Origin of the sequence: Microseira sp. BLCC-F43 (assembly GCF_041929235.1) — a bacterium.
Lineage (GTDB): Bacteria > Cyanobacteriota > Cyanobacteriia > Cyanobacteriales > Aerosakkonemataceae > Microseira.
The window spans coordinates 45,742-64,185 of record NZ_JBHFNP010000310.1 but is presented as its reverse complement, the minus strand read 5'-3'; the positions used below and the strand labels follow the sequence as shown (position 1 = coordinate 64,185).

The following is an 18,444-nucleotide window of genomic DNA, read 5'->3' as shown; positions in this document are numbered from 1 at the left end:
CAAATAAATTTAAAAATCTAAACCACGAAAATTGGGCTAACCGGGACTAAAGCAGCAGAAATTATCAAAAATCTTTGGGAAATTGGGCCGTATGTCGATGTTTGATTCCAGAAAATAAAGGGTGATAAAACAGATGCAAAATCTCCTGCGCTCATGTAGGGATTCAATCCGTTTATAGCCATGAGGCCATATTGTAGGTACAAATAAATATCCTGAGTCAAGGGATAACCGATAAATGCGATCGCTAAAAACACCCAAGTCGATTTCAAAATATCTAAAAATTCATATCCTTTATATTTTTGCTCGTTCCTCACCAGCCAAGTTAGGTAAATAACTGTCAAAACTAAGTATTGGCTTCCCATCCGAAATCGAGACGAATAGTTGGAGAGATCCCCATCATCTACCGTTTTATAACCCGATACGATGCTCGTGTAAAAGTCATAACCCCTAACCAAGGTTTCCAGGCAAAAAACTGTAGCGAGCGCAATGGCAATAATTACTATTATTCTTGAACTCAAATTTTTGAAAGCTATCCCCATGATCGGCAATTTGTTCACGATATGAGACAGATTTAATTACTATAACAGGCTCTGGTTGAGGTGTAAAAATAATTACATAAACCGATGCTGGGTCATGGGATTTTTGCATGGCGACCCATTGGTATTTCAAAATCTCCGATTCTAAATCATAAACAATGCCTATTGCTTGGGATGAAGCTAAAAAAAAGGGACGCTTTGTGCGCCCCCTAAACCTTTAACCAAAACCAGTTCTAAACACTTGCAGTAGCTGCAATTCGGGCTTCCTTAGCGGTCAAACGCTCGTAGGTAGCCCGCATTTTTAGACCTGTCAGCACTTGGAATAATCCGGTACCGTTGTTCGAGCCTGGGTATTCCTTGTGCTGGAGTACCAGATGGGTTAACTCGCCGTGGTACTTGGTTGCGGTTTTGCTCATATGGCTCTCGATGTAGATGACTTGCTCGAGATTCTCGAATTCTCCATCCACCTCTAGAACCGAGACGGGGTGACCATAATAGGAATCTGGGCCATAATGCATCCGGATACCGGGGTAGGAGCAGGTCAGCTTGGTACCGCAGGGTATCCAATCGATTGTTGACCCTTCGTCAAACAGGTACGCAGGCTCAAAGCCATCGACGCCTAGCCGCTGGACTAGGCGCACGCGCAGGATCTTGCCTGTTTTCTCTTCTTTGAGTAATTGAGTGGGTAGCACCTGGATCACAACATCGGCGAATTCCCGCTGCGGCTCGATGTAGGCGCTAAAATCGGGGCGGCGAGCGTTGATGGCAGCCATCACGTCGTCGTAGGTGTGACCCCGTTCGGACATGTCGCGCTGGATTTTCCAGGCGATTTTAACTTCGTCGCTGATGTCTAGGTAAACGCTGAAGTCGAGCAGACTGCGTACCCGTTCGTCGTACAAAGGATGTAGTCCCTCAACCACGATAATGTGATTCGGCTCTACTATCTCTGGTGGGTCAATCATGCCGGTTTCGTGATTGTAAATCGGCTTGTTGATCGCCTGACCGTGCTTGAGCGCTTTGATTTGCTCGTACATCAGGTCAAAGTTGTTTGCTCTCGGATCAAGCGCGGTAATCCCCGTTTCTTTACGCTGCTTTCTGTCTAAGCAGTGGTAATCGTCGAGGCAAATCACCGTGACGAATTCACTACCGAATAAATCGGTCAAGCGGCGCAAAAATGTGGATTTACCGCACCCTGAGTCTCCTGCAACGCCAATTAGAACCACGCGATCCGGCTTACTGGTCATAGCTTCCTCTATCGATTAAAATTGTTTCCTATCTGGCTGGTTAAGCGAGCGAAATCCACAGCCTGGAGGCTACCCCCGGCATTGGAAAGACAACTAACCCCTATGTCAACCGCCCGATATGCCTGCGGCAAGACGGGCGATTGCATCTAAGTGCTTGTTTCTTGCCAATCCCTGTCACAGTCTGGCGTCTGCTCTTTAGGGAAGACTCAAGCCCTTGAGTAAGTATTTACTACTAGCTTTTAATGACACATCTTACCAGAGTGGGGTTGCACCTACAAGGCATTCGGGGTTGGGATCATTTCGCTCAAGTATTTATGCTAATGTTAGTTGAGCATTTTTAATAAAGAAAAAATTAAACTGACTCGCTCGTGACACTTTACAAGGGATTTCCCTTGTAACGTGATCTTAGGTGTCGGTTTTTCCTTTCCTGCCGTCTCGCTAGGAGTGCATCGCGACTTTTGATAGCGATCAACCCAATAGCAAGGCAGGCACGTCAGCACCCCGCTCTAAAGAGACGGGGCTAGCAAGCCTCTTCCTTTAGGTAGCTGACAAGCCATAGTCCCAGCAATGGGGAAACGAAGTTATCGGCAAGGGATGAAGCAAGTTACCAGGGGATGCTTCCACCAGTTCCCTGCTCTAGAACCAAATAGTTAAACAGTTTTACTCGGGGTAAGACATTGCTGTTTGGATAGTACCGGCTGATAACATTGGCGAAAGCGTTGCGGAACGCGCTAGCGTTCGGCTAACTTTACTGGAGTAGCAAGGCGATTCCCGGCATACAGGGAAAAGATGGACACTACTCCTCTGTCCATCTTCCCCAAAAGGGGACGGCATGAAAAATGCCGCGTTGTGTTTCCTCCGTGGTCTCTTGACACACGGTTTCCAGACTCCCGGAGATTTTTAGATGAACAATCCTAGCGTCGCAAGTAGCCGAGTCTTTGTTTATGAAGTGGTCGGTCTGCGTCAGAACGAAGTAACTGACAAAGCAAACTCTCCTATCCGTCGCAGCGGCAGCGTGTTTATTACGGTGCCCTACAACCGCATGAATCAAGAAATGCAGCGGATTGCGCGCATGGGCGGCAAAATTGTCAGTATCCAGCCTTTAACCTCTGAGAACGGAGCGAACGGAAAAACCACACCGGGAAGTGGACTCCCAGAAACGAAGTTAGAGGAAAATCCCAAGCCAATGACTCAAGCGAAGGAAAAAACGGAACACAAAAAAGACATTCCCGTTAATCTTTACCGCCCGAATGCTCCCTATATTGGCAAATGTTTGTCGAATGAAGAGCTAGTGCGCGAGGGCGGCGAAGGTACCGTCCGTCACTTGAAATTCGACCTCTCTGCGGGTAATCTGCGGTATCTAGAAGGCCAAAGTATCGGGATCATCCCAGAAGGAACCGATAAAAACGGCAAACCTCACAAAATTAGGCTGTACTCGATCGCCTCGACTCGTCACGGGGACGATCTCGATGGCAAGACTGTATCCCTCTGTGTCCGTCAACTCGAATACAAGCACCCGGAAACTGGGGAAAAAGTCTACGGCGTCTGCTCTACTTACTTGTGCAATTTGGAACCAGGGGCTGATGTGAAAATCACTGGCCCGGTCGGTAAGGAAATGCTTTTGCCGGACGATCCGGAAGCCACTATCATCATGATGGCAACGGGGACTGGTATTGCTCCTTTCCGCGCTTTCCTGTGGCGGATGTTTAAGGAAAAGGAACAAAACCCAGACTACCAATTCAAGGGTTTGGCTTGGATGTTCTTTGGTTGTGCCTATACTCCCAATATCCTCTACAAGGATCAACTCTTCGAGTTGACGCAGCAGTACCCGGATAACTTCCGTCTAACTTATGCCATCAGCCGCGAACAAAAGAACGCCAGCGGTGGCAAGATGTACATCCAAGACCGGATTAAAGAAAACGCAGACCAATTGTGGGAGTTGATCCAAAAACCCAATACCCACACCTATATCTGCGGTTTGAAGGGTATGGAAGGCGGTATCGACGAAGGTATGTCAGCCGCTGCTAGCAAGTTCGGCGTCAACTGGGCAGATTACCAGAAGCAGCTGAAAAAACAAGAGCGCTGGCACGTTGAAACATACTAGGGATTGACACTCCCCATGCCTAAAGGCGAGGGGATTCTTGGTTCATTGAGGCTTCTTGCTTTTGCAGGTCTTGCGACCAACAAAAGTAGAGCAAGCCTCTCCCCAAGCTTTACGTCCCCAATGCCCGACCGTAGATTTTGCTTGTAATGAGGTGCAACAGCTACAGTTTTACTGTTGAACTTCAAAGCAAAATATTCAATCCAACGACGAAAAATTCCCCTTTTCTATAGCGATTACTCCCTTTAACTTTTCTGGCAAGTTGACGTTGTAATCTTGTTAATAGCGATCTGGCTCTTTTTAAGGCTTTTGGATTGACAAAAACCACTCCTGTTGATAAAGTCGCTAAAGTTTTTATCCCTAAATCTACCCCGACATAATCTTATTCCTTATCGGTGATTAGGGGTGATATTTCATAGGCACAAGGAATGTACCAATCGCCCGCTGTTTGGGATATAGTCACCTTTTTGGTTTTTGTTTGAGGTAAAGATTCATAAGTTGACACCCATCCAATCGTCGGTAATTTAATCCGAAATCCGCCCAGAGCAATTGGTTTTCCACCTGCATTTATTGTAAAACTCTCCTGACAGCCTTTCTTTTTAAATTTGGGATACTCTGACCGCTCGTCGAAAAAGTTTTTAAAGGCTTTCCCTAAATTATCAAAAGCAAATTCCGTAATTTTTTGACAAATACCTTTCTGTTTAATCCAGGTTAAAACTGGCTTAACTTCTTTGTTAAAGAATTTCTTTAAACTTAGCCTGTGCTTTAGGGGAAGGCATCCCCAAAGTAACGATCTCCGGAGTCGAAACCTCTACTCTACTTGGGGAAACCAAGGCACGAGCAAGTTTTGACTTCGGAGTACACAATCCCCGTGTCAAAAGACCGGGGAGTTTCAAGCAACAGATCTAATTACGAGGGACAGGGTAAATTCCTCACTTGCTGGATTGGTTCTACACCAGAAGCCAACCAACCGCGCAACAGGTAGTAAACCGATGTCCAAAATTCGTTGACGACGCGGGTGCTGATAAACAGCGAGTCCGCATTGGAGATAAAGTCAGCAACTCTCAACTGGCGAAGGTCGCGGATGGTAATCGTTGATACATCTTTGCAAGTCGGGTTTGGGAATACGTCTACCAATATTTTAGGGATAGCCCCAGATTGGAACGATAAGAACCCGGCAGGACTGGGAATAGTATCAATTCCTAACAGGGCAAACGTTTGTCTGGCGCGTTGCATCCCCAAGGCAGGGGTGACCAGGATAACCCGATCTGGAAGTTCTCCTCGAGCTACAAGGCTTTTGACTGCTAGGGCGCTGGTACGAAAATCACTGCCACTCGGTTCGAGCAGAATCCTTTCTCTGGGGACGCCCAGGCGGACTAATAACCGACCAATATCCCTTGCCTCTACCAGATTAACCTCTGTGGGAGTCGCGGTGTTGAATCCCAGTCTTGCACCCGCACTGACAACTACAATCGGATCGCTACCCAAGGCGCGTTGGCGCAGATATTCTTCTGCCGTTTGCAGGATGCGAGCGCTGGTATCGGTGAGTTGTAATTGCCTGGGTTCGAGTAAATTCAGCTGGGTTGCCGACTGCCCCAACAATACAATTGCTCCAACGGGTTCGTTCCGTCGTGCTGCTAGCTGTGCTGCGTTGAGCGCTTCCAGTTCCCCTTGCTGCGCCAACCAAGAAGCTACCAGCGGTTGACTGAAAAACACCAAGATCAAAAACGCCGACCAAAGATAGTTGGTTGCTTCTTTTGTTATTCCACCTTTTTGGACTCCGCCCAAGGCTAAAAATAACAAAAACAGCGATAGCCCCAAGGGTTTTAACGGGAAAGTAAACAGCGCCCCAAAGTCTACGACCGAGCTTGTGAACGGCGATACAAACGCGACTAAGATGAATATCAGTATAATGAAAGCACCTACCCAAGCCAGGTAAGCCCTGGGTTTCACTTTGTCGCCTGCTTTCCGGTCAACGAGAACGTTCCAAACAATGTAAACGAGCAGCCCTAAAAGTATTAGCTGGATTATATTTAGAAACATGGGGTCACTTCCTCACTTAAAATGTCCAAGGCCAAAGATTTTAGATTAAAAGGGTTCCCTAGAATCTTGGAAATCTAAAATCGATAGGTTGAAAGTTGTTACCGATGTACCTATTTGCCTTTCAGCTTTTGCCCGATCGCCTGAATTACCGTCTGAATTACCTTAACACGGGCGTAGTACTTATCGTTAGCGGGTATTAGCGTCCAAGCTGCTGTTGGTGTGCTGGTGCGCTGTATCATTTGATTCACGGCAACTGAGTATAAAGGCCATTTGTCTCGATTGCGCCAATCTTCTTGTGTGAGTTTATATTGTTTAAACGGGTCGTTTTGGCGTTCCATAAATCGCTCTAGCTGTTTTTCCGGACTTACGTGCAGCCAGAACTTGACCAAAACGTAACCGGCACCTGTGAGTTGGGCTTCAAACTCGTTGATTTCCTGATAGGCGCGACGCCATTCGTTGTCGGCGGCAAATCCTTCGATGCGCTCGACTAATACTCGTCCGTACCAGCTGCGGTCAAAAATGCCGATGGTGCCAGATGTTGGTAAGCGCCGCCAGAATCGCCAGAGGTAGTGGTGGGCTTTTTCTTCATCGCTGGGTGCGGCAAAGGCATGGACTTGATAACTGCGGGGATCTAGTACGTCGGTGAGTCGTTTGATCGCACCTCCTTTTCCGGCAGCGTCCCACCCTTCAAACAATACCAATACGGGTATTTGATTTTGGTGGATGTTCAGCTGGAGTTGGCGCAACAGCACTTGTTCTTTCCGTAACTGCTGTTTATAATCCTGCCGCGACAGTGCTGCGGTTACATCTACCTGAGCCAGGTAGTCTGGTTCGGCTGGCGTTAGGTGTTCTTGCGGGGGCAATAACGGCACAGGCGCGCGCGAGTGGAGTCGGTCGAGTGATTCGGTGAGGGTGGCTGCCAGTTGGGTGAGGACTTTCACTTTTGTCCAGCGTGGGCAGTTCCCTTCCACCAACGTCCAAGGGGCGGGTCCGGTGCTGGTGTGGATCAGCATTTCTTCGGCTAGGTTGACATATTGGTCGTAATGTTTTTGTTGCTGCCAGTCTTCTGGGCGCACACGCCAGGATTGTAGCGGATCGTCTGCATATTTTTTCAGGCGGCGTTTTAATTCTTTATGACTTAAATGAATCCAAAATTTAGCGATCGCTGCCCCATCATCCACCAACTGCCGCTCAAAGGCGTTGATCTGCTGCATCACCATCGGTACTTCCTCTGGTTCGATGCGCTCAAACAAGCGGTCTTCTAAAATATGGATGTACCAGCTGTGATAAAAAAACCCGATGCTGCCCCGTCGCGGCAGTTTCCCCCAAAATCTTCGCAAGAAGGGGTATTTCATTTCCTCTGGACTGGGAGGCCAAATCGGGTGGACCGCAAACCCGCGCGGGTCCATGTAGGCAACCATTTTCTTGACTATAGAGCCTTTACCCGCAGCCGCCCATCCTTCCAGCACCACGATCGCGGGCAGTTTTTTTTCCCAACACGCTTGTTGGAGACTTCGCATCTGACGCATTAACGCTTCTATCTGCGTTGCGTAGGTAGTTTTATCTAGGGTCAGTTCCAGATGGAGGGTATCTAGCATAAATAGCAGCGACAATTGCCGTTTTATTACGTTTTTTATCAGAGAGTTTGGTTTTGTAGAGCAGCCAACCCCTCAAATTATCCAATTCTCTACCTTTTAAAAGTAGCCAAAACTACGTCATCCCATCTTTAAAAACGATTTTTCCGTGTAAATACGGTTAATTATAAAATAAATCTTAAAAATCCTTGACAAATTGATTTTTTTCTTAAAACATACCGGCGGCAAACCAGAGTAATATCCATATGGGTCAAGCGGTGATGGGTCATGGGTAATAGGTAAAAGCGCTAATGGGTAAAAGCGGTAATTGGTAATTGGAGTAACAGGCTTTGGCAGTATTGACAATTACCCATTACCCATTACCAGCACCGCTCGATGTAACTAGCAACTTACGTTAGGTAGATTTTTCAAGGGTAAAACAGTACGGACTGGAGACTTCGCATTATGCAAGTTAGCTATCTGCTAAGACTTTACGAAATGGGACATAGAGATTTTGCCGGTGTAGATCTGCGAGGCGCAGACCTGAGTGGAATAACCTTAATCGAGGTGAATTTCTCCGGCGCAAATCTGACAGGAGCTAATTTAAGCCGAACTTTCCTCACAAAATCAAATTTGAGCGGAGCGTTTCTCAATTGGGCAAATTTAAGTTTTGTTAAACTGAGCGAAGGTCAGCTAACCGATGCAGATTTAACAAAAGCCAACCTCAACGGCGCTTTTATGGTGAAGTCAAACTTAACCAAAGCCAAACTCAGCGGTGCAAATCTGACAGGGGTGAATCTGCGCGGGGCTAACCTGGAAAAAAGCAATCTCTGCGGTGCCAATTTACAAGGAATTAATCTTCGAGGCGCTAACCTTAACGGTGCTAACCTGAATTGGGCGAACTTGTCCGGTGCTAGACTGAGCGGGGCAACGCTGTATGGAGCGTTCTTAAATGGGGTGAATTTGTCAGAAGCTTTTTTAAATGGGGTTGACCTCAACGGCGTCGATCTCAATGGTGCGAACTTGAGCGAAGCCAAATTGAGCGGTACTCAACTGCAAGTAGCCAATCTCGCCGCGAGCAATTTAAGCGAAGCACAGATGTGCGGCGTTAACTTGATGGAAGCCGATCTGACCGGGGCAGACTTGACGCGGGCAAGTTTAAAAAAGGCGAACCTGAAATGGGCAAATTTGAGTAAAGCTGACTTGCGCGAGGCGAATTTGAACGAGGCTTCCTTGCTGGGTGCGACAATTGATGGAGCGGAATTTTCCGGCGTGACGATGCCTGATGAGATGAGACGCTATCTGTGCGCGATCGCTAAAGGCACGACCCCATGGACTTTTCAAGCAACCAAGGCAACGCTGAACTGTGCCCCCAATCTTGCCAGACAGGCAGTCGTTAATTAACATCAAAAAATCTGGGGAGTGCTTAACCCCCCAACAAAGGAGAAATTACGAGCGACCCGATTCCCACAAAGGCTAGCAATTAGCAAGCACCCTTTCCGCAAAAGACTACCTGAATCGTCTTCAAAACAATTTGGATATCGTATAAAGGGTTCCATAGCTTTTGGTAATTCAGGTCTAGCGCCACTATCTGTTCAAAATCCTTAATCTGGGAACGACCACTGACCTGCCATACACCCGTCAAACCGGGCTTAACATTTAACCGCTGCCAGTGATGGGAGTTATAGCGAGCAACTTCATCCGATGTGGGTGGACGCGTACCAACCAAGCTCATTTCTCCCATCAGGACGTTCCAAAACTGCGGTAGTTCATCTAAACTGGTTTTACGTAAGAAACTTCCTACCCTGGTGACGCGGGGGTCGTTTTCATTCTTGAATATCAGTCCCTTAGCTTCATTCTTAATCTGAGACTTGAGTTGCTCGGCATTAACGACCATCGAGCGGAACTTGCGAATTGTAAACGGACACCCGTACAGTCCGTGGCGCTCTTGGGTGAAGAAAATGGGGCCGGGACTGTCCAGCTTGATCGCGATCGCTATCGGTACGAAAACAATACCCAGCAAGATCAACCCTACTATACTGCCCGCGATGTCCAGCAGACGCTTGAAAATCGAGCGCGTTGAGGGGTGATGCACCGATTCGGAAACGGGAGTACTTACTGTTGAACTAAAAATTATTGGTGACATTGCTGAATGCGTCATAACGGGTAGACTCTGGAACAACCGTAAAAGTACTTAGGCTAAACACAATATATAATTCCCGTTCCAGATGAGTGTGTTTCAGACACGACCTTGTTCAAATCTTCATTTATAATCAGCTTTTATAAAGTTTGTGTAAAGCCGATATAACCCCAGAAATATGGAATTCTGGGGGAAACTACGCTTTTAAGTAAGTAGGTTCGCTTAACAACCGTCAAGAGAGCCTCATACCCGCGTTTATTTATGTTGTTCGCGGTAAGTTCTCAAAGTTGTTGCACCCCCCGCGAAGGCGCGTGTCGCGGCAAAAGATAGCGTGAACAGTCAAGCAAAGCTTGTAGATTGCAGTCGTACCCCATCGGCAGGAAAAATAAAAAGATGATAAAAAGGCGAATTAAATGTGCAAAAATATTGTAACAGTTACCGTTGCTATCAGTTTTTTAGTCGTCAGTTGCACTTCCCATAGAGTATCCCAGTGTAACAAGCTGACTGAGGCGATCAATAAAGCTGACAGAGTGACTCAAAGTGCTAAGACGGGTTTGCCCGCAGACCTGATAGGCGCAGCAGATGGACTAGACCAAATTGTCCAAGAACTGAAAACCGTTGAAGTCAAGGATGAAAAACTTCGAGGTCTGCGAGGTAGCTTTGTCTTGATGTATGGCGATCTGAGCCAATTATTCCGAAATACGGCGATCGCTATCTCCAAACAAGACCGTCAAGGTATAAAATCTTACCTCGAATCTCTCCAAGAAGCGAACAAGCAAGATCGAGTATTAGTTCAAGAGATTAATACCTACTGTGCTGGAAAATAAGCGCGAAAACTTTTTTTAAGTCATCCAAAAGGTTGCAGCAGAGTTCGCGCAGCGATATCTATTCTAATGCGTGGTTCGATCGGCTACCTGTCTTCAGGGAAATGGCAAGTTTAGCAAGGATGGGCAAAGTATGGCTTACGACTCTAAGCTTCAGGTGAGGTAATTGATGGGGTGGGTTGGCCACCCCATGTTTTGATTAGCCTACAGGTTGGGGATCGGGGTTGACCTCAACCTTGTTGGTTCCATGACCGTTGCCATTAGCCTGCATCGCCGTAAAATCAACCACAGGCACGCCTTCGTAAGCATCCACAAATAGTTGCTTCAAATCGCTAATCAAGGGATAGCGGGGGTTCGATCCGGTACACTGATCGTCAAATGCTCGATCGGCAAGGTCGTCCAACTTGGCGTAAAATTCCGCCGGGGTTTCTTTAATCACATCCTTAATCGCTGAAGGAATTTCGACTTGACGCTTGAGATCTTCCACCGCCGCAATTAACCGATTAACTTTTTCGGCTTCCGTATCGCCTCCCAATCCCAAATAACTCGCGATCCGCGCATAACGCCACATGGCATTAGGATACTTGTATTGCGAGAAAGTCGCTTGTTTAAACGGCGCATCGGTGGCGTTGTAACGAATCGTGTGGGAAATCATCAGCGCATTTGCTAAACCGTGGGGAATGTGGAATGTTGCTCCCAATTGGTGCGCCATCGAGTGACAAATACCCAGGAAACCATTGGCAAATGCCATCCCCGCAATTGTGGCAGCATAGTGCATTTTCTCCCGCGCTTTGGGGTCGTTGGCTCCATTTTTGTATGCACTCGGCAGGTATTTAAAGATCAGTCGGATCGCTTCTAAAGCTAAACCGTTGGTATACTCGGAAGCCAAAACCGATACGAAAGCTTCCAGGGCGTGAGTTAATGCATCAATACCCCCATAAGCAGTCAGCTTTTTGGGCATATGTAAAACTAACTCTGGATCGACGATCGCCATTGTGGGAGTCAGCGCATAGTCCGCCAGCGGGTATTTAATATCGGTGCGCCGATCTGTGACAACTGCAAATGGCGTTACTTCCGAACCCGTTCCCGATGTGGTAGGAATTGCCACCAGAATCGCTTTATCGCCTAACGGGGGTAATTCGTAGACTCGCTTGCGGATATCCATAAACCGCATCGCCAGTCCTTCAAATTCGATTTCTGGATGTTCGTAAAGCAACCAGATAATTTTGGCAGCATCCATCGGAGAACCGCCACCCATTGCAATAATGACATCGGGTTGGAAGGTATTAATTAATTCCAATCCTCGCTGCACGGTTTCCAGGGAAGGATCGGGTTCGACATCGTAAAAGATATCGTATTTCAATCCAATTTCATCCAGAGCTGCTTCGAGGGTATTGGTAACCCCCAAGTCGTAAAGCGGTTTATCTGTGATGATAAATGCTCGCCGTTTTCCAGCTAATTCCCGAATCGCAACGGGTAGCGCCCCAGATTTAAAGTAAACTTTTGGCGGGATGCGGAACCAAAGCATATTTTCCCGCCGTTCTGCTACTGTTTTAATATTTAGCAGGTGACGGGGTTCGACGTTTTCGCTGATTGAATTACCGCCCCAAGTTCCGCAACCTAAAGTTAAAGATGGATCGAGGCGGAAGTTGTAAAGGTCGCCAATCGCACCTTGGGAAGAAGGGGTATTGATCAACACCCTCGCGGTTTGTACTTTATCTTCAAACCGCTTGATATGTTCTGTATTCGCCGGAGATGTGTAAAGAACTGCGGTGTGACCCCGTCCGCCAAATTCTACCAATTGCTCGGCTTTTTCTACCGCGTCCTCGTAGTCTTTCGCCCGATACATTGCCAGAATCGGCGAAAGTTTTTCATAAGCAAATGGTTCGTCTTTGCCAACCTTTTCGACTTCACCAATTAGCACTCTAGTATCTTCTGGAATGGAAAACCCGGCTAATCCTGCCAGCTTTTGGACTGGTTGTCCGACTATTTCCGCGTTGAGATGTCCGTTGACAATAATTTGATTGCCGAGTTTTTCCCGCTCTTCGGGAGTGACAAAATAAGCTCCCCGCGTGATAAACTCTTGCTTGACTTCCTCATAAACATCATCCACAACAATCACCGATTGTTCGCTGGCACAAATCATGCCGTTGTCGAAGGTTTTGCTGAGAATAATCGAGGAAACAGCTAGTTTTAAATGCGCGGTAGAATCAATCACTGCGGGCGTATTTCCTGCCCCGACTCCCAGTGAAGGACGTCCGGAAGAATAAGCCGCTTTGACCATTCCCGGCCCACCCGTGGCCAGAATTAAGCTAATATCCGGATGCTGCATTAAAGCTTGCGACAGCGGCACGGAAGGATCGTCAATCCAACCGATAATGTTTTCGGGCGCCCCGGCATCTACGGCTGCTTGGAGGATAATTTTTGCGGCTTCAATCGTGCAGCTTTTCGCCCGTGGGTGGGGTGAAAAAATAATCGCGTTGCGGGTTTTAAGGGCGATCAGGGCTTTAAAAATTGCGGTGGCAGTTGGGTTGGTGGTGGGAACAATTCCGGCTAAAATCCCCACTGGTTCGGCAATTTTTTGAATGCCAAATGCTTTGTCTTCTTCAATGACGCCGCAGGTTTTGTCCTGTTTGTATTTGTTGTAGATGATTTCTGAAGCAAAGTGGTTTTTAATCACTTTATCTTCTACCACTCCCATGCCAGTTTCTGCTACTGCCATTTTGGCGAGGGGAATTCTAGCAGCATTGGCGGCTAGGGCAGCTTTTTTGAAGATGGCATCGACTTGCTCTTGCGTGTAGGTGGCGTATTCAGCTTGCGCTGCTTTCACTCGCCTAATCAATTCTTCTAATTCTTGAATGTTCGTAACTCTCATAATTTTTCAGTCCTTGACATCAACTTTCAGACTGTCATTATCTGGGTGAATGAATGTGTTTTTGCTGGCTGGCAATTGTAGCGCCTGCTTTCAACAGGTTTGACGATTTAATGAAGGGTAAAATTACCAGTTTTTGCGTGCAACAATTGGCAATAACACTAACGATTGTTTCTGGGTTGTTAGGGAGTGATGAAGGTTTTTCCTGTTACTTCTCTGTGAGACTACTTTCATTGTAAAGAAGATTTGGGGTAAGTTGCAAAAGTTTAAAATAGATTTCAGGATCGCTGGTGGTTAGTGGCAAGCTGAAGCAGAAACCCGGTTTTTTGAAAAAACCGGGTTTCTTAAGGCTGCTAATGCGTTATAATTAAAGTTAACTGCGAGTTATAGTGCTAATGGCTAATTGCTAATGGCTAATTGATAGCTCTGCCAGTCTTGTATTAGCAACCTCACACCTCAGCAAAGTGCCTGTGTGAAGTAGAAGGCAGCTATCAGCCAAACAGTGGACAAAACTAGACAACTAGCACATTCACCCGATAGATAGCCTAAGCTAAGTCCTTTATGGACGAAGTTAAAAGGGTCATGACACCTCTAGGTGCTTTCGGTGCAAAGAAGCTCTCTGTCGTTAGAAGTTAAACAGATGTATTTGGTTAAGTCAGTACTTCTAGCCTAACAAGCCCTCTTAACATTAGCGAGGAAAACATTACCCCAGAAATGGGAGTTGGTGAGAGCTATTTTCAATCAAAAACCTGCTCTTAACCGATAGAGATAGGTACGCATTTTCCACTGTTGTCCAATTTTTAAACGATTAGAGGCGTCGCGATCGCATCCTCCCATCAACCTAATTACGTACATTTGCGGAATTTTGGGTGAGCGATACCTGGGAAGCACGTATCGCTCAAACGCCATCTTATTTCGGCTTCACTATAAACTTAGAGTTAATTTTTTCAGCTTTCCCTTCTTTAACCAAAGCTTGATGAATCAACGCCGCCACTTCAGCGCGCGTCACCATTTTGTTAGGATTGAGGACTGCCGCATCTGGATGATTCACGACTAAACCCGCTGCAGTTGCTGCCGCAACGGCGTTTTTGGCATAGGCGGGAATTTGATTGGCATCTTTGTAAACTTGTAAAGTTTTACCTGGATCGGCGGGGGGTTGTAAACCCAAACCATTGGCAAGGGCAACAATAGCTTGCACTTTGGGAATTTGTTGTTTGGGTTGGAAGGTATTTCCGGGATATCCTTTTAAAAATCCGGTTCGGGTTGATTTGTCAATCGCCGCAGCTGCCCAGAAATCTGACGGGACATCCTTATATTCCACTGCCTCCCGGACGGGGTTGTGGTCAAAAATTGCTTGCGTCATTAAAGCAAATTCAGCGCGGGTTAAAGGTTGATTCGGTTTAAAGTAATCCCGCGGAAAACCCCCAATGAAACCGCGCGTTTGCAGCGATTGAATAAAGGGTTTTGCCCAGAAGTTATCCGGAACATCGACAAATTTAACCGATTTCGCTGCCGGGGGAGTTTTTGAACGGGGTGGAGGCGCGACAATTACCGGAATTGCCGGAATCACTCTAGCGACTGTTTCTCCAGGTGAAGGTACGGGAATGGGACTGGGTGATTCTTTGCTGGGAGCAATTACTACAGGCACTCCGGGTGTAGGCGTCACCGTTGCTAAGGGGACTGGTTGAGTAGGTACAATCCCGGTAGAAGGAATTGCCACTCCCTTTTGTGGGGCGGGTTGTGAAGATTCTACGATTCCAGTTACAGTGGGAAAACCTTTAAAGCGGTCGTCTCTTCCAAGCACCCAGAACAAAATCGCGCCGATGGTAGTAAATGCAACCAATATGCCGATAAAATCATCAAATCCTAAGTCGCGTCGGCGCGATGATTGTGGCTGTGGGGGGGGCGAATCTGGGGAAGGGGAATTAGTCATTTTTTTCCACCTATCGCAACGGTAATGCCATCGCGATTAGTTTAACCCACCAGCGTTGGTTCTCCAATAGGTTGGGCGAAGTGTTTTTCGATTAAGTCGGGTATTTCTTGGGGACTTACGCGCCGGTAATTCGTTTTATCGGGCATTATGACTATATTTGGCCCTGCTTTGCATTGTTTCATGCAGCCGGTTTTTTTGATCGTCACTTGGTTTTCTAATCCGCGATCGCGCAATTCCCCCGCCAGTGCCTTACATACCTCCATCGCCCCTTTCTGGCAGCAATCGGATTTTTCACACACTAATATACAAGCTGGCGGTTTGGCAGCCTTTGCTGGCACTGGGGGTAGGACGTTAGCGTTACTTGGAACTGTAAGCTTTACTTCATATGCTTTTAATTTAAGTTGACCCCGCTTCCAGTCTAGGATGCGTTCTCCACTCACTTCGAGCCAATCTCCCGCTATTAAACCCTGCCTGAGGGAACCCCGGATTGATTTTGACAGTTTTATGCAATATTCACCCTCGGCGGTGGCGAGGCGCAAGCCTTTGATTTTATACCCGTCTTCCAGAATAAATCCCACAAACCGTCCTTTCAGACAGAATTCTAATATTTGAGCGCTTTTGCAGTGACTCACGATCTTCTTCCTCCTTTATTTCAGTAATTTTTCTCAATTGTGCTGGCTGTTTCTCTCTAATCCTTAACAAAAGTTAAGGTTTGCAGTGCCAACAGCGCTGCAACAAGAATGTCAATTCGCGCCGCTTTGCGGTTAACTGTCGCACCACACTCCACAGTTGCAAAGCTGCTGTGGGTGTATTTATTTCCGCTTTTAAGCAACCGTCGCTACAACACCAACAGGGGATGCCTAACTCTTGCAGTCGTTGATAAACTTGCCAGCGATCGCCACGCTGAACTAGCACCAACTGCATCGCTGGTGCCTGATTCTGAGATTGCTCCATCAAAACTCGCTCGCTCTAGATGCAAATCATTCTCAATTTATTTGTATTATAAGCGACGGTTCGCCAATTGCAAGTAATTTTCAATTGCTCTTTAAATTGTCTTCACAAAACCTACATATGATTAAGAATTATTTATAGAACCCGCAGCAGACTGGGAATGCTATCCACCGCGTCTAAAGTGCGAATTTCGTCAAGAGCTTGGTGGAAATCGCCTTCGCGGACATCGTGGGTAACGACGACAATTTCGGCGAACTCGCCCTGGAAACCAGTCTGGACGATAGATTCAATGCTGACGCCGTGGTTTCCGAAGCTAGTCCCCAGCTTACCGATGACCCCTGGACGGTCTTTGGTGAGAAAGCGGGCGTAAAAGCGGGTAGTTAATTCTTCGATGGGAGCAATTTTGCAATAGTGTTGGTGGGTGCAGGTGAGAAGTGGATGGAGATTGGTAATTGGTAATGGGTAATTGGTAATTGGTGATGGGGAATTCTCCTCTGCTCCCTGGGAGGGAACGCCTGTGCTACGATGCCCACCTGCACTCTTAAGCACGGCGGCGATGTTTAAAATATCGGAGACGACGGCGCTGGCGGTGGGACCTGCACCCGCACCGGGACCGAAAAACATGACTTGACCGATGGGGTCGCCTTCGATCAGAATCGCGTTGTAGACGCCGCTGATGCTGGCGAGGGGGTGACTTCGCGGTACTAATGTGGGATGGACGCGCAGGCGCAGACGGTCGGTAGGATCGTCTTGGAGCATTTCGCGGTTGGCGATCGCCAGCAATTTAATTACAAATCCCAACTTATCGGCATAGGCGATATCGGCGGCGCTGACTTGGGAAATGCCTTCGCGATAGACATCTTCTAATTTGATGCGTCCGCCAAACGCGAGTGAAGCGAGAATGGCGATTTTATCGGCGGCGTCAAAACCATCGACATCGGCGGTGGGGTCGGCTTCAGCGTATCCTAATTTTTGAGCTTGGGCGAGGACATCGGCAAAATCTGCCCCTTCGGTTTGCATCCGGGTGAGGATATAGTTAGTCGTGCCGTTGACAATGCCGATTACCGAACGAATGCGGTTAACGCCTAAAGCTTGTTTGAGGGGTTGAATTACGGGGATACCGCCGCCGACGGCAGCTTCTAACAAGACGTAAACCCCCGCCTCGTTGGCTGCGTCGTAGATTTCATCGCCAAAACGGGCGATAACGGCTTTATTTGCGGTAACGACGTGCTTACCGTGGGATATGGCTTTGAGGATAAGCGATCGCGCCGGTTCCAGTCCGCCGATGACTTCGACTACGATATCGACATCAGGATCGGTGACGATTGATTCTAAATCGCTGGTGACGGCGCCTGGGGGGAGTTGGACGGGGCGGATTTTTTCAGGATTTCGCACCCCGACCCGATAGATTTCTAACTCCTCTACCAGCGGGTTACGCCCAGAAGGGTCGAGTAAAATCTGTGCAGTTCCCGTACCAACCGTTCCCAGTCCGAGCAAACCGATTTTAAAAGCCACGCTTCTGACCTATACCGACTAAATTCTTGCCAAAACCATTTTGACATCTAGGGTGCGATCGCTGAAATTTACTCGCGCTTAAATTACAGGACCCAGGCACGACGAGAAAAGAAACCGGGTTTCTTGGGTCGAATCGACTGCGCCCGCACTTCCACCGCTGTTGGATACTGAGGATCGCGATCTCAAGCGATGCTTGAGCGATCGCACCGACAGTGCCAGGTGCTAAGACTCTGTCGGTGCGATCGCCACATCTGGTGCAATGCCAACTTTGTTGATGTAGCGATCGCCAAACCTAGAAACCGGGTTTCCAGCTGCTATCTCTAGTTCTCTTGCGACGATTTTTCACAGAAACCCGGTTTCTTTGAACTTAGCGATCGTCACCGCCAGCGCCAATCCATTTTTTTAGCCTAGAACAGATTATAACCATACCCAATCGAACTAACGACATACATGAAAAATCTAGCTCTATTATCTGCCACAGTTCTAGCTGCCACATCTGGATTGGTTTTCCAGACAATGCTAACAAGTAATATCAAATCAGGTGGCATCGGAATAATTAGCTTTCTTGGCAATTGCTAATTGCTAATTGCCAGCTTGCTAATTTTCCATACAGGTCGTAATTCCGATGCAACTGGAAACGATATAAAGGCTAGATTCCCAACTGCTTATATCAAATAGAAAAAATAATGCCACATATTGGAGATTCCCCTT

Annotated in this window: 15 protein-coding genes and 1 pseudogene; 4 read left to right on the top strand and 12 right to left on the bottom strand. The window is 47.3% G+C overall.

Translation table 11 applies throughout. The features are described from left to right. Positions 1-17: 17 nt before the first annotated feature. Together ACE1CM_RS41470 and ACE1CM_RS41465 are read right to left on the bottom strand one after the other, a co-directional pair. A complete protein-coding gene (locus ACE1CM_RS41470) occupies positions 18-557 on the bottom strand; it encodes a hypothetical protein (protein ID WP_374885049.1) in 540 nt (179 codons plus the stop codon). 212 nt (positions 558-769) lie between these two features. After that, a complete protein-coding gene (locus ACE1CM_RS41465) occupies positions 770-1,780 on the bottom strand; it encodes a phosphoribulokinase (RefSeq protein WP_374885047.1) in 1,011 nt (336 codons plus the stop codon). A gap of 904 nt (positions 1,781-2,684) precedes the next feature. Here ACE1CM_RS41465 and petH point away from each other — a divergent pair. Next, positions 2,685-3,884, top strand: coding sequence for a ferredoxin--NADP reductase (gene petH, locus ACE1CM_RS41460; protein WP_374885045.1), 1,200 nt, complete (start codon positions 2,685-2,687; stop codon positions 3,882-3,884). Between the two features lie 181 nt (positions 3,885-4,065). Here the strand turns inward: petH and ACE1CM_RS41455 are convergent. From ACE1CM_RS41455 to pap, 3 genes and pseudogenes are all read right to left on the bottom strand, one after another. Beyond that, positions 4,066-4,245: pseudogene (locus ACE1CM_RS41455) on the bottom strand (transposase); the annotation flags it as partial. Between the two features lie 545 nt (positions 4,246-4,790). Next, entirely contained in the window at positions 4,791-5,924 is a 1,134-nt protein-coding gene (locus tag ACE1CM_RS41450; protein WP_374885043.1) for a YdcF family protein, read from the bottom strand. Positions 5,925-6,034: 110 nt separating this feature from the next. Beyond that, positions 6,035-7,522: a polyphosphate:AMP phosphotransferase gene (pap, locus tag ACE1CM_RS41445; RefSeq protein ID WP_374885041.1), complete on the bottom strand. Its 1,488-nt coding sequence runs from the start codon at positions 7,520-7,522 to the stop codon at positions 6,035-6,037. Positions 7,523-7,963: 441 nt separating this feature from the next. On the opposite strand from pap, the gene ACE1CM_RS41440 reads away from it, so the two are divergent. Beyond that, positions 7,964-8,902: a pentapeptide repeat-containing protein gene (locus ACE1CM_RS41440; RefSeq protein ID WP_374885039.1), complete on the top strand. Its 939-nt coding sequence runs from the start codon at positions 7,964-7,966 to the stop codon at positions 8,900-8,902. A 79-nt stretch (positions 8,903-8,981) separates the two neighbouring features. On the opposite strand, the gene ACE1CM_RS41435 is transcribed toward ACE1CM_RS41440, so the two are convergent. Then, entirely contained in the window at positions 8,982-9,659 is a 678-nt protein-coding gene (locus ACE1CM_RS41435; protein ID WP_374885038.1) for a sugar transferase, read from the bottom strand. A gap of 392 nt (positions 9,660-10,051) precedes the next feature. Here ACE1CM_RS41435 and ACE1CM_RS41430 point away from each other — a divergent pair, with 392 nt between their 5' ends. After that, positions 10,052-10,465, top strand: a complete 414-nt coding sequence (locus ACE1CM_RS41430; protein WP_374885036.1) for a hypothetical protein — start codon at positions 10,052-10,054, stop codon at positions 10,463-10,465. Between the two features lie 196 nt (positions 10,466-10,661). Here the strand turns inward: ACE1CM_RS41430 and adhE are convergent, their stop codons facing one another. From adhE to ACE1CM_RS41400, 6 genes are all read right to left on the bottom strand, one after another. Then, positions 10,662-13,337 carry a bifunctional acetaldehyde-CoA/alcohol dehydrogenase gene (adhE, locus tag ACE1CM_RS41425; protein WP_374885035.1) on the bottom strand — a complete coding sequence of 892 codons (2,676 nt, stop codon included), beginning with the start codon at positions 13,335-13,337 and terminating at the stop codon, positions 10,662-10,664. Between the two features lie 738 nt (positions 13,338-14,075). Next, on the bottom strand, positions 14,076-14,243 hold the full coding sequence (locus tag ACE1CM_RS41420; RefSeq protein WP_374885033.1) for a hypothetical protein: 168 nt from the start codon (positions 14,241-14,243) through the stop codon (positions 14,076-14,078). Between the two features lies 1 nt (position 14,244). After that, positions 14,245-15,267 carry an S-layer homology domain-containing protein gene (locus tag ACE1CM_RS41415; RefSeq protein ID WP_374885031.1) on the bottom strand — a complete coding sequence of 341 codons (1,023 nt, stop codon included), beginning with the start codon at positions 15,265-15,267 and terminating at the stop codon, positions 14,245-14,247. Between the two features lie 41 nt (positions 15,268-15,308). Continuing rightward, complete coding sequence (locus ACE1CM_RS41410) at positions 15,309-15,899, bottom strand: ferredoxin (protein WP_374885029.1); 591 nt, start codon at positions 15,897-15,899, stop codon at positions 15,309-15,311. A gap of 73 nt (positions 15,900-15,972) precedes the next feature. Next, positions 15,973-16,221, bottom strand: a complete 249-nt coding sequence (locus tag ACE1CM_RS41405) for an Asr1405/Asl0597 family protein (RefSeq protein ID WP_374885027.1) — start codon at positions 16,219-16,221, stop codon at positions 15,973-15,975. 132 nt (positions 16,222-16,353) lie between these two features. Then, a complete protein-coding gene (locus ACE1CM_RS41400) occupies positions 16,354-17,733 on the bottom strand; it encodes a homoserine dehydrogenase (RefSeq protein WP_374885025.1) in 1,380 nt (459 codons plus the stop codon). A gap of 189 nt (positions 17,734-17,922) precedes the next feature. Between ACE1CM_RS41400 and ACE1CM_RS41395 the strand changes: the two genes are divergently transcribed. Continuing rightward, positions 17,923-18,057: a hypothetical protein gene (locus ACE1CM_RS41395; protein WP_374885023.1), complete on the top strand. Its 135-nt coding sequence runs from the start codon at positions 17,923-17,925 to the stop codon at positions 18,055-18,057. Positions 18,058-18,444: the final 387 nt, after the last annotated feature.

Bases quoted from the DNA above. Each gene is read 5' to 3' on its own strand.
- ACE1CM_RS41440 (WP_374885039.1), top strand. From the start codon at position 7,964: ATGCAAGTTAGCTATCTGCTAAGACTTTACGAAATGGGACATAGAGAT.
- ACE1CM_RS41415 (WP_374885031.1), bottom strand. From the start codon at position 15,267: ATGACTAATTCCCCTTCCCCAGATTCGCCCCCCCCACAGCCACAATCA.
- pap (WP_374885041.1), bottom strand. From the start codon at position 7,522: ATGCTAGATACCCTCCATCTGGAACTGACCCTAGATAAAACTACCTAC.
- ACE1CM_RS41405 (WP_374885027.1), bottom strand. From the start codon at position 16,221: ATGGAGCAATCTCAGAATCAGGCACCAGCGATGCAGTTGGTGCTAGTT.
- ACE1CM_RS41430 (WP_374885036.1), top strand. From the start codon at position 10,052: ATGTGCAAAAATATTGTAACAGTTACCGTTGCTATCAGTTTTTTAGTC.
- adhE (WP_374885035.1), bottom strand. From the start codon at position 13,337: ATGAGAGTTACGAACATTCAAGAATTAGAAGAATTGATTAGGCGAGTG.
- ACE1CM_RS41450 (WP_374885043.1), bottom strand. From the start codon at position 5,924: ATGTTTCTAAATATAATCCAGCTAATACTTTTAGGGCTGCTCGTTTAC.
- ACE1CM_RS41465 (WP_374885047.1), bottom strand. From the start codon at position 1,780: ATGACCAGTAAGCCGGATCGCGTGGTTCTAATTGGCGTTGCAGGAGAC.
- ACE1CM_RS41395 (WP_374885023.1), top strand. From the start codon at position 17,923: ATGCTTGAGCGATCGCACCGACAGTGCCAGGTGCTAAGACTCTGTCGG.
- ACE1CM_RS41435 (WP_374885038.1), bottom strand. From the start codon at position 9,659: ATGACGCATTCAGCAATGTCACCAATAATTTTTAGTTCAACAGTAAGT.
- petH (WP_374885045.1), top strand. From the start codon at position 2,685: ATGAACAATCCTAGCGTCGCAAGTAGCCGAGTCTTTGTTTATGAAGTG.
- ACE1CM_RS41420 (WP_374885033.1), bottom strand. From the start codon at position 14,243: ATGGCGTTTGAGCGATACGTGCTTCCCAGGTATCGCTCACCCAAAATT.